The 12617-nt window shown below is 34.9% G+C and carries 12 protein-coding genes; all 12 read right to left on the minus strand.

What is annotated here, in order from left to right:
• Nucleotides 1–25 precede the first annotated feature (25 nt).
• Complete coding sequence (gene rihC, locus BN4220_RS01245; protein WP_066712458.1) at nt 26–946, minus strand: ribonucleoside hydrolase RihC; 921 nt, start codon at nt 944–946, stop codon at nt 26–28.
• A gap of 97 nt (nt 947–1043) precedes the next feature.
• On the minus strand, nt 1044–1961 hold the full coding sequence (gene rbsK / locus BN4220_RS01250) for a ribokinase (protein WP_066712459.1): 918 nt from the start codon (nt 1959–1961) through the stop codon (nt 1044–1046).
• A 113-nt stretch (nt 1962–2074) separates the two neighbouring features.
• Nucleotides 2075–2491 (minus strand): GNAT family N-acetyltransferase, encoded by a 417-nt coding sequence (locus BN4220_RS01255; protein WP_066712461.1) that lies wholly within the window; start codon nt 2489–2491, stop codon nt 2075–2077.
• 193 nt (nt 2492–2684) lie between these two features.
• Entirely contained in the window at nt 2685–4040 is a 1356-nt protein-coding gene (gene dcuC, locus BN4220_RS01260; protein WP_066712463.1) for a C4-dicarboxylate transporter DcuC, read from the minus strand.
• Between the two features lie 513 nt (nt 4041–4553).
• Nucleotides 4554–5885 (minus strand): TIGR04283 family arsenosugar biosynthesis glycosyltransferase, encoded by a 1332-nt coding sequence (locus BN4220_RS01265; protein ID WP_066712465.1) that lies wholly within the window; start codon nt 5883–5885, stop codon nt 4554–4556.
• A gap of 83 nt (nt 5886–5968) precedes the next feature.
• A complete protein-coding gene (locus BN4220_RS01270) occupies nt 5969–6946 on the minus strand; it encodes a (Fe-S)-binding protein (protein ID WP_066712467.1) in 978 nt (325 codons plus the stop codon).
• Nucleotides 6927–7316 (minus strand): hypothetical protein, encoded by a 390-nt coding sequence (locus BN4220_RS01275; RefSeq protein WP_148401674.1) that lies wholly within the window; start codon nt 7314–7316, stop codon nt 6927–6929. Before BN4220_RS01275 ends, BN4220_RS01270 begins: the two co-directional genes overlap by 20 nt.
• 150 nt (nt 7317–7466) lie before the next feature.
• Nucleotides 7467–8531, minus strand: a complete 1065-nt coding sequence (locus tag BN4220_RS01280; protein ID WP_066712471.1) for a sulfurtransferase — start codon at nt 8529–8531, stop codon at nt 7467–7469.
• A 182-nt stretch (nt 8532–8713) separates the two neighbouring features.
• A complete protein-coding gene (locus BN4220_RS01285; RefSeq protein ID WP_066712474.1) occupies nt 8714–9727 on the minus strand; it encodes an aminoglycoside phosphotransferase family protein in 1014 nt (337 codons plus the stop codon).
• A gap of 114 nt (nt 9728–9841) precedes the next feature.
• Entirely contained in the window at nt 9842–10651 is an 810-nt protein-coding gene (locus tag BN4220_RS01290) for a rhodanese-like domain-containing protein (protein WP_066712477.1), read from the minus strand.
• A 123-nt stretch (nt 10652–10774) separates the two neighbouring features.
• Entirely contained in the window at nt 10775–11647 is an 873-nt protein-coding gene (locus BN4220_RS01295) for a nucleoside hydrolase (protein WP_066712481.1), read from the minus strand.
• A gap of 103 nt (nt 11648–11750) precedes the next feature.
• Nucleotides 11751–12608, minus strand: coding sequence for an ABC transporter ATP-binding protein (locus BN4220_RS01300; protein WP_082811950.1), 858 nt, complete (start codon nt 12606–12608; stop codon nt 11751–11753).
• Nucleotides 12609–12617: the final 9 nt, after the last annotated feature.

The raw sequence follows: 12617 nt of genomic DNA on the forward strand, positions 1-12617 counted from the left end.
TTATGTCTTATAAAATTACATTTAACTAATTGCACTTACGAATTGATTCTTTAAACCATTGACGGAATTTATCCGGATCAATATCAAGACAAATCTTAGCATTGTTTGGTTGTTTTAGATAACCTCTTAAGTCAACTACGGTACATCCTGCAGTCATTGAACCTGCAAGTTCAACATCAATGTAGGTATCTACTACTTCATAAATTTCAGGAGCAAGTAGGTAAGCGATAGCAGTACTATCATACATTTTTAACCCTGTGTTAAAACTACCACCACGATATTTTTTGAATAAGCAGTATGCCATTTCTCCTGTTTTATTCATAGTTTTAATTTCTTCACTATCCTCTGGCAATACCAATGCCTTCATACCAACATCTAAGCCTACCATGGTAATTTCAAGTCTGCTATGGAATAGGATATGTGCAGCTTCTGGGTCAACACCTACATTATATTCTGACATAACACCCTTATTTCCACGGCTTGCACTTCCACCCATCATAACAACTTCTTTGATGTTTTCTTTTACTTCTGGATATACCTTTAATAAAAGTGCTACGTTTGTTAATGGCCCAATAGCAACGATTGTTATTGGCTCTTCGCTTTCCATGATAACCTTTCTCATGGCATTTATTGCGTGCTCTTTTATTGGCGTTTGAGTTGGATCTTCAAAATCATAACCTTCCATACCACTCTTACCATGAACTGAGCTAGCGTCTTCATAAGGTCTGATGAGTGGCCCCTCTGCTCCTACTGCAACTGGGATATTCTCTTTTTCAAAGAATTTTAATAAACGCAATGCATTGTATGTGGTTTTATCTAATCCAACATTACCTGCTACAGTGGTAATTAACTTTACATCTAATTCCTCTGAATATAATGCAATCGCAATTGCTAAGGCATCATCAATGCCTGGATCTGTATCTATAATAATTGGTCTTTTATTCATAATTTTCTCTCTTTCTGCCTTTGGCTGAACACAATAATGAAAAGGATTTTCCTTTCCAGTGGAAATACTGCTATTTCACAGTGAAAACACTATTATTTTACTTATTCTCTTTAAAATATTCCTCTACTTCATTTAAGTAAGGTATCGCAACCTGTGCACCCTCTTTAGTAACTGTTAGAGCTGCTACATCGGAAGCAAATCTTAAACCTTCTATAAAATCTTTATCGTAAACGATATAGCGACATAAAGCTCCAATATAGGAATCTCCTGCTGCTGTTGTATCCACGGCTTTTACTTTTCTTGAATCTATATGCTGAAGTTTACCATTGTAATTTGTAATACTTCCATCTGTACCAAGTGTAACAATCGCCTTTACACCCTTAGCCTGAAATACATCCAGTACCTCTTGATAGGTGCCTTCATTATCAGGGTAAATACCAGTTAATAACTCACATTCGCTTTGATTTACAATAATTAAATCTAAATATTGATATAAATCATCTTCTAATACTCTTGCAGGAGCAGGGTTTAAAATCGTATAAAGTCCAAGTTCTTTTGCATACTTTAAAGATTTCTTAACAACTTCAAAATCATTTTCTAGCTGTGTTAAGAAAACATCCCCTGGATTCCCAATCTTTTGTAATTTATCTTTTATAGAATCAAAATCCAATGCATGATTTGCACCATTACTTAGTATAATTCTGTTATCATTGTTACACCTCGTAATCATAGCAACTCCCGATGAAACGTCATCAGAAATCTCTACATTAGAAACATCTACACCATAGTTTTTTAAATCCTCTACTAATTGCTTACCAAAGATGTCATTTCCAACTTTAGCAATCATTTTAACTTCTACACCAAGTTTAGCCGCAGCTACTGCTTGGTTACCGCCCTTACCACCTGAATTCATAAAGAAACCATATCCATTAATAGTTTCACCGCTCTTTGGCATATAATCACTTTGAATTGAAAGGTCCATATTTAGGCTGCCTAGTACTATTAGTTTTTTCATAATTGGTCACCTCTTCTTTAATAAAACTGCCACTTCACAGTCATTTTTCATTCGTAATCAAATTGCCAGTCAAGCATGCGCATTTCCTCATATATCTGAAGTCTTTCCATAAATCATACACTATGATATTTAACCATTCCCGGTCCTAAGTCCTTAGTCGGTCTTTCAATAAAGCCAAACTTTTTATAAAATCCAGCCAGTCCTGGAGTAGACATAAGCCCTATATATGCGCCATCGCATGCTGTCTTTGAAATGTATTCTTCTAAACGATTCATCAACATAGAACCTATCTTACGTTTTTGATATTCAGGAATAACTACAACATCCTTAATAAAAAAAACAATTCTTCCATCTCCGACGATTCTTGAAATCCCTACGGGCTTTCCATCATCAAAAATCACCACTGTATAAAGAGAATTCTCAAGGGAAATTTTTACGTCTTCATAACCATATTCCTTAAAATTTACCTGCTTTCTGACATCGATATATATTTCTGGAGTTAATGCATTATCAACAACTTCTAATTTCATCCAATCACCTATATCTTAAATATCCCTTCAAAAATATAACGAACTATAATCTCTTTTTAAATATAACGAACCATAATCTCTAAATAATTTGCTTTTAAATATTTCTACTAAATTAAAAGCTTTTACTGCAGTTTAAACGATAACTTGAATATTATTATAAAAATGAGCGCCAGTAAGCGCTCATTCTTTTAGCTTAGAATAATAACACAAATGATAAAACTAAGCAGCTTATCGTTCCAACAATAATTGGCACGCTTGTTCTCTTAACTAACTGAATTGGAGTTGCTCCAGTTGATGATGCTACAATAACGATAACAGCTGCCACTGGTGATATCGAACGCACCAAGTTAGCAATCATCTGCATTGGTAGAGCGATCATCGCTGGTGATACACCTGCTGCCGCAGCAACACTTGGAATTAATCCAACCGTTGCATAAAATACAGATAATCCATTACCACTAATTAATCCAATCACAAATGTAATTCCACTAAACGCTAACATCATAATAACGCCAGCACCTTCTAATCCATTTGCTGATTCCATAAGCATATCAACAACACCTAGAGCTTTTAATCCATTAACGAATACAGTTGCTGCAACCATTATGGATACTACAGATGCTAAACCAGTTCCCATACCTTTGAAAAACTCTTGCACATCTTGAGTAACCTTAGGGATTTGTCTTTTTCTTAAAGCTTCACATATAATTGTTACAATTAAACTGATAAAAGTAATAGTTACTAGGCCAACATTTAATGAAGGAAATCCTAAATTTATAACAATTACTAAAATCAAAGGTAATACTGGTAATAATCCATAAAAGGTTGGAGGTAGATCTTCACGTAGACCTTTTAACTCAGTTTTAAATGTAGTACCTTTTGCTTCATCCTTTTTATCACAATATTTTTGCCAAAAATAATGTGCAATAGTCATAAGAAGTAATGAAGGAATGGAAATAGCCGCATGCTTTCCAACATAATCAAGTATTGTCATCCCAAAAGTTTCAGCTGCGATTACATTGTCAGCTCCAAGGGGTGTAGGCACGATCGTTGCTGTAGTAGCAATAATACCTGCTGCTGTTAAAGGGCTCATTCCGACTCTTGTTAAAATTGGGAAGAGTGTTGCCATTAATAATACGCCTAAGCTAGAAGCACTTGGTACAACTAATGACAATAAGTTTCCTAGTAAAAATATAATTGGCACTAAGACATATTTTGATTTGATCTTACCGATCGGTTTTAACATAATCTGAACAGTTTTATCATTAGCACCAATATAAGTCATGTAGGTTGAATAACCCATTAAAGTCATAAGTGTTAAACCTATGTTACCTAATTGACTTAAAAATGCTGTCTCAATATTTTTGAAAATATCAAGCAGCGCAAAACCAGTTGTAGAATCACTATCCAAAACTGGATGTCCTAAAATGACAGCTGCAGCTAATAAAATAATTCCACATAAAAGTAATGCAATTGTAGTATTATATTTCTTTACAATTAACACTGTAAGCAATATTATTGCTGCAATTGAAATAATAATCTCGACCATATTTGTTCTCCTTTTCTTCTGTTATAATTGAATCTAGAGCAAATGGTAAAACGTTTTATCTTATGAGTATAAAATATCATATTTTTATTAACCTTGTCAATAAAAATATAAGACGCCTTCATACATTTTGTTTAAAATAGATTTTATTTTTAATTGTTTTTGTAAGTTTTGCATAAATAATTTTATTGTATTTTCTATTATTTGGTATATTCTTTATTAGAGGCATTAAGAACTAAAGTGCGCTTCATACACTCTCGCGAGCAAATACTTATATAACACACCTTTTGCTCCGCGCACAGATGCGTATCCTTAGGGGGAACGATTTTTAAATAATAGAACAAAGCGTTTATGCTTTTATTTCTTATCATTAAAAAAAGACAGATGTATCATGACTAATTTATTGTCATATACAACTGTCTCTTATTTAATATGCTAAGCTCCTTCTCAAGCTCCTTATATTTTATCAAACAAACTTTTTCTATGCTATTCTCGTACCCTTATAATGCCTATATTCTACCGTATATCCTTATATAACTTTGCAATCTTATTAACATCCACACCACTTCGATACATCTTTCTTAAACGATTCATCTGCCACATCAATTTAAGCTTAGGAATCGTACCTTTTGGGAATCTTCTATCCGAAGTATAGATACGTTTCTTGGTCATTCCTAACTTTTCATTTCTTTCTTTTAATGTAAGGGATAGTTGATAGTCCTCCATAATAGGAAGATCAGGGAACATCCCTATTTCGAAAAATAAGTCTCGATCAATAAAAAGCCCTTGATCACCAAATATTACTTTTCTATCTTTTACTCGATGATTAGAAATAACCCTACATGTCCACATAAAGAAATTCCAAGAATGAAAAGCAATTCCAAAACATCCTACTCTATGGTCTTTCATTACATACCGAATTTGGCTGAGAGGATTCTTTGGAAGCTCACTGTCACAATGCAGAAAGAATAAAATATCACCAGTACTTTCTTTTGCCCCAAGATTCATTTGATTTTGTCTTCCCTTTTTCGAATGAAGAATACGAAATTCTAAGTCCAGTAATTCCAAGGTTTTATCAGTACTCCCTCCGTCCACAAATAAAATTTCACATTTATTTTTAAGAGGTCTTAATTGCTCTTGCATCTTAATTATTGTAGCTTCTTCATTATAAATAGGAACAATAATAGAAATACGGCTTGTCCGCATTAAATACTTACCAGTCATTGTTTGTTGTAGGCTCTTATCTGTGCGCATTCGTTCTTTAAATCTTTTTAAATCCTCTGGAACATCCATATCTGATAACTTTGGTATATATCCTATTGTTATCCCGTGATCCCTTAAGTATTTAGAAGTATTCTCAAGCACCTTATCATGCCCATAACTTTGTTTATGAAACACTTCAATATATGGAGTTTTCATTCCAACTAAATAATATCCTCCATCTGAAGTGGGCCCAAATACTACATCCTTACTTTCTAAAATACAAAAAGCCTTTTGAAGATGTTTTGCTCTAATCTCAGGTACATCCGTTCCAATTAAAATACAAGCGTCATATCCATGGCCTAAAACGCTTTGAATGCCATGATACATTTTTTCACCCAAATCTGTTCCGGTCTGAGGGAAATACTCCTTATCACTACCTAAAATAGAAACCAGGCCATCTTCTTTACCTTCTGGGGTGTAGCAAACATAGATATCTGCGCCTACCTTCTGGCACTCCTCTTTTATATCATAAAGAAAACAACGATGCAGCTGTGCACATTCCGATGGCTTAAGCCAAGGCATCATTCTCGTTTTCGTCTCTCCCGGGATAGGTACCCGTGTAAATATAATGATTGCTCTTTTCATTTACTTATTATCTCCAGTATCTTAATTAATTACTGCCTTTTGTTACTTATTAGTGTGAAATAGGTTTTTCTTCAAGCTTCATATTACCAGAACTTTGTTTTTATTCGATTCATTAGCGACTTTTCTGTATCTGGATCTTCGTGAATCCCTAAAATTTCTGTTAAAATGTGTGACACATTTTCACATCCATTTCTACTAAGATGCCCCGCACAGGATCCACAATACGTATAAATGTGCTTATAATTTTTCAATGCTTTTGGCATTCTTTTTGCTAACTCTGGCTCTTTCACCCCAGCGCAGCCTCCAAGCCCACAACACTGTGCCTCCTGTATGACATGAACCTCACCGTTTAGATAAGTATTCATCCATGAAAGCCACCTATTTTCTTTGCGATCTGGGCAAGGTCTAAAGACCTGTATGTCTCCTTTAATTTTCTGACCAATTCCAAGTTCTTGAAGCTTCTCATAAATACTAACTACCTTAACCTGTAATTTTCCTTCTAAAAAGTCATAACAATTAGGACAGACCATAATTACTTCCTGAATATTAAACTTTTTCAATCTATCATTCAAATTATCTAAGAGTAGTTTCTCCTGCTTGTACAATCCCAATTCAGCGATTGGTTTCCCACAACAATCAAATACCACACCTATGTCTGCCTTCTCTTTTAATAAATCAACTAGCCTCTTTGTGGTTCTGGGATAAAACGATGGAAAATTACAACCGGGAAACAATACACTTTTTCCCGGCTGCTTATAATTCCGAAAGAGATAGTTCTTCTTTTCACCTAGAAGCATGTTGTACCCCTTTACAGGTAACTTTCCATTATTTTTTTCTGTTTGCTCCCTACGTATTTGAAGAATAACTTCTCTTCCATCAATTCCTTTTGGACAAACCTCAGAGCATTTTCCACATAAAAAGCAGTGATAAGCCAATTCTTTAAAATCTTTCATAGCACCGATATCTATCTTATACTTGTCAAGAAACAGACAGTTCTTCATACACAAACCACAATGTATACATGAATTTGTATCTACCGATTTATGAAATTCCTTTTTCATAATTTGCACTTCCTTTTGATGGGTCAGTGAGTATCGCAGCAAATGCCTTTATAATCTGTACTATAGTGGCGAGAGCAAAAATAGGACTAATAAAATAAAAAGCTCTCATAGTTTTTACTGAGTTCATAGCTGTAAACACCGTATACAACACCGTCATTACAACCATCCCCCCATTCACCATAGAAGTCATCTTCGTGATTTTATTTCTTCTGATTATATAAAATATAACAACTGCTACTGTCAAGAGTACAATCAGTAATAATACGGAAGTCTTCCATGATTCTAAGGGATAATCTCGTTCCCATCTCTGATTTTTATAAATCACGTATCTGGCCATTCCCATTTTCTTTTTTGTAAAATATCGTATCAAATATCCTCCTAAAAACAGAAGTAATTCTACCAATGTCAAGAAGAGATAGCCTACCTTTCTCATATTTATAACCATACTCCTTCCAAAGTAGTTGAAAAACACAGTTTTTCAACCTGCTACACTTGCTATTAACTTTCAACTTTTACAGAATTATTTTGCTGCTTTATCCGTTGATAGCTCTCCTACTGTAGTATATACACAATCATCACTATTTGGATCTCCTACCTGAACTGGAAGCTCATCATTCATCTGCCATTGATTCCAACCTCCATCGTATAAAGAGACATTTTCATAAGAATTCTCATAACAGATTAAAAATGGAATTGTTGCTCTCCATCCTGTACCACAATAGAAAGATAGTTCATTATCTAAAGAAGCGCCAGATTCTTGTAAGTATCCCTCTAACACATCAATTCCTACTGTAGTTCCATCTTCGTTATTATAAGATCCGTCATCGGTATCATGTCCCCAAATTGCACCTTTTGGCTCTCCAGCTCTATCAATGTATCCGTAGCCGCTTGTCTCACCTAGAAATTCTTGTTTACTTCGAATACTAACTAACTTGAAATTTTCATCATTTTCAAGCTTATCTTTTACTTCATCAATAGAAAGTATATACTCAGGATGTGCAGGAATGGTAACTCCAAAATCTTCTTCTGTTTTACTTGGCTTATTACTTTCTTTTTCTATTGCATAATCAGCCTTTACCCAGGCTTCCATTCCACCATCTAAACATTTAACATTTTCAACTCCTGCCCAAAGCATAGAAAATGCAACTCTATCATCGGCTGAATTTGAACCTGTATCACTATAACAAATCACTGTTGTATCTTTTGTAATACCAAACTCTGACATCAACGCTACAAATTCTTCTGGCTCTCTTAAATTCCAGTACTCTTCTGACTCAACATTGTCTGTATTCATATGAACGGATCCTGGAATATGACCTTCCTTATATGTGACGCTATCTTCTTCTGTACCCCATGAACATTCAAGAATAATATAATTTTCCGATTCCTTTTGATTTCCATCAATAACACTCTGTACCCATTGTGGTGTCACATACACTTTTCTAGTATCTACTGCATCCGCTGTTACATTGCTTTCTTCTTTTTGCTGTGTTGCATCGTTTTCCTTTGTAGCCGCTGTGCAACCAGTTACCAACACACTTGCCATTGCTGCGCATAATAATACTTTTAATACTCTCTTCTTCATCGTTTACTCCTAATTCTAAAATATTTATTCTAACTCTTATCTACCTTAAGTTTAAATTCGTAACTCAAGCTTCTTAGTTTCAAAATCTATACTATACTTGATAAATTCAACCAGAACAGTATATTAATTACAAGGATTGAAACTTTTACGTCGACGTGACTATGATGAATTTGTGAAACGAATTAAGGTTTAAAATACTGTCTTTCAATACGAACCAAAAAATCTTCATTTAAATAATCCTCAAGTTTATGGAATGTATCTTGATTACGTATGAGTCGTCCTGGTTCTTGGTATTGCACCCACGCCATAGCGCACCATGTAATCCCTCGAAGACAGGTAATTGATATAAAAAGTTCTAACTGTTCTTTCAAGTTCTCTATCATAAATCGTCCATCCACAGCCATAAGATACGCTTGTACAAACTCATCTATTTCTTTTTGAGAAAGAATAATATCCGTCTTCCAAAAAGTAGTGGTAGGAGCTAGAAAATGTCCCAAATCCTGTACTGGATTCCCCGATAAAGGCTTCTCCCAGTCCACCAGATAATTAGATTTCCCATAACCGTTTATAAGGAAATTTCCTGAATTAAGTTCCGTGTTAATGCAACAGTGATATCCTGTATAAACACCCTCGGAAGCTAATTTTTCCTCACCATACTTTAACATTTTTTCAATTTGTTTCTTAATCTTAATACTACCAAGAGGCGAATCATAATATGTTTGAACCATAGCATGGCATTCATCTAAGATAGCCTTAAGAGGATTTGGTGGCGATAAAAGCCCTTTATGACCTAATATCGGAACACTATGAATATCAGCCAAACATTCTGCTGCAAGAGGAAGATCCGTTTTATAATTTAAACTTCTTCCTTCTAAAAATTCCATAACCATGACACCATAATCTAGGAATTCTTTGCTTCCATCTACATAGAAAGGTCTCGGGGTTCGTCCAGATTCCTTTAAAAATTCAAGAGCATCATATTCATATTGTATTTGATTTAAAAGATTCATTTGGCTCCCTGTGTTTACTCGAAGGACCATCTTCTTCTTCGTCACCGGATGCTCAAAAACATAGTTAATATTATATTCACCTTGAGCCAATTCTTTATATACGATTCTTTCTTCTTTCGGAATTTCTAACACATCCTTTAAACTACTCTGCTCAAGATAGTCTCTTAACCCCTTAATCTTGTCCATTCCTTTTATCCTTTCTTAAAAACTATCAAAGATATTTACGACCCGTATTATAATTTCTAAATACGGGTCGGTATTTCGGAAAATCCACGAACCAAGGAAACTCTTACTTTTATTTTACTCCTGTACAAAAGCTGCCTGTACTGCTGCTCCCTTTGCTCCATCTTCAATAATATATAAATTGTCTACATCAAATCCTGCATCTTTTAATACAGAAACACCTGCTTTGGCACATTTATTACCACTGTAACATAAGAAGTAAACTGGTTTCTCTTTATCTAATTTTTCTTCAGCCAAATTATACAATGCTGTCTGTGCTTTTGCATCATCAAAATCTGTTAAATCACTATGAATAGAGCCTTTTAAATGTCCTGCATTATAATTCTCATCATCACGTACATCAATGATTTGAGCATCCGCATTTTGTAATGCTTCTTCACCACTTATATACTGCCATTCAATAGTTTCATCAGAACGATCTGTTGTAAGTGCATTCTTCTCTTTCGCCAATGCTTTTGCTCCACCTTCAACTGTATAGATTAAAGATGCGTCAATACCTGCTTCTGTTAACACTTCTGTTGCTTTCTGTGCCCCTCTTTGTCCACTATTACAAATAATATAGATTTTTTCGCCATCATTTAAATTTTCTTTTGCATAAGTAGCCATTTCATCTGCAAGGGCTTCCTCTTCTAAAGGAAAAATCGGACACCACTCAGAGCCTACAACTCTTCCTTCTTCATATGTACTCCATTCACGTACATCTAATACATGTCCGCTTCCATCTTTCGCTAACTTCACAGTTTCAGAAGCTGACACATACTGATATCCGTCGTCTGAAACCTTAGCACCCTCCTTAGAATTACATCCTACCAATAAGGATAATGATAATACCACTGCGAACCCTAAACTCATTACTTTTTTCTTCATAATTAATCTCCTATCTGTGCACTTAGCACACGTACAAATCAGTTTGAGTAAAAGATATCCTTCCTCTCACCCTAATTTCCTGTTCTTTTAATTTTTATGTATTCAAAAGCTTATAACTTTCCCTTATTTATAAGCCATTGGTACCTCAAGCCATGTGTCATATATATTGCGTTTAAATGACATTTCATCTTTTATTTCAGGCAAATTCAAGGTATATCCTTCGTTTTCTTCCCTTAAATATCCCTTCGTTAAATCTTCCTTTGAAAGATCAAAAAATCTTTCCTTCTTTTCAAATAATTCAGGATGCATTAAATATACCGCTGCCGTAACATCCCAGTTATAGAATCCTTTAATTCCATACCCATCCTGATTATAAGAAAACCAGTAGTCGGTTTTCTCCCTGATATATTTTGCAATTCTCTTTTCACTGTTAAAAAGTTCCCTTTTATACTCTTCTTTTGTGAATAAAACCTTCAAACAATTATTACCGGTAATAACGGATACATCATGTCCGTATTTCAAAACATGATATGTGGCCAGTGGATCGCAAGAAAAATTCAGCTCATCCATCACTTTCTTTTCAAATACCAGCGGAGAGGTAATTCCACCCATCAATACAATCTCTTTTACATATTTATAAAAATTAGGTTCCAGTTCATATGCGCCTTGCAAATTGGTCAAAGACCCAGTAGCCAGAATGGATAATTCCCCTGGATAGCGACTTGCCATCTCAGCCAGATATTCAGATGCTTCATTCCTATAATCACCAGGACAACTTCCGCCCTTCTTTAAAGTTATGTCCTCACATCCAATTTCCTTTTGCATCTCTTTTATATTCGAATAAACTGCGTCAATCTTGTTGTTGCCATAGGTTGCGGTGATTCCACAAACTGTAGCATCCTTACAGCCTAATAGATATAGTAATGCCAATCCATCATCCACATCACATCCCTTAATTCCCATGGTATTATCGCAATCAAATATAATTTTCTTCATCACAAACTCCTATCTGTGTGCTTTTCCCACGTAATATGACGTATTCTTCAAGAACTATATGTTTTATTAAGAGCTAAACGTTTTCCTAGAACTATAAGCTTTTCTAGTTCTCACTTATCTCTTTTCGAAAATAAGTAAAACCTGAACCATCCACTGCAATATTCACTTCATAAACGCCATCCTCTAAGTCAGCCTCCCATTCACAGGCCTTACCTATGAATCTGCCGTTCTTAACGGTCCCTATCATGCAGTTTGCCTTCCCAATATATTCTTCAACCTTCTGATTTTTCGGATGATATAGTATATTGTGAGGAACGTCATATTGAATGATTCTTCCTTCACTCATCAATGCAATTCGGTCCGATAACTGAAGTGCTTCCTGCTTATCATGAGTGACTAAAATGGTAGTTAAACAGCGTGTTTCATGTAATTTCTTAACTAAACTAGCCATCTCTATCCGAAGCTTCCCATCCAGCCCTGAGAAGGGTTCATCTAAGAGCAGTACTCTAGGCTCGGCAGCCAATGCTCTTGCCAGTGCGACTCTTTGCAGCTGCCCCCCTGACATTTCTCGTATCTTTCTCTTTTCAAAGCCCTCAAGTTGAACTTCTTTTAATAATTGTGATACCCGCTCTTTTTGAATCTTCTTAGGTATCTTTTTAAGTTCCATAGAAAATGCAATGTTTTTTTCTACTGTCATATGAGGGAAAAGACGCAGGTCTTGAAATACAATCACAGTCCCTCTTTTTTCAGGTGGTATTTCCTTCATAGATTTTTCATTTACGGAAATCTCCCCTGATTCTATCTCAATCAGACCGGCAATGCTCTTTAAAAGTGTACTTTTACCGCAACCAGATGCCCCTAATAAAGATATAAATTCACCGTCTTTTATCTCCATATTCACTTCATGTAAAATGTCTTCTTTTTGTAATTTTACATTTAATTTTTTAATGACTAAACTCATACAAACTCC

This window comes from Clostridium sp. Marseille-P299 (assembly GCF_900078195.1).
Classification (GTDB): Bacteria; Bacillota; Clostridia; order Lachnospirales; family Lachnospiraceae; genus Lachnoclostridium.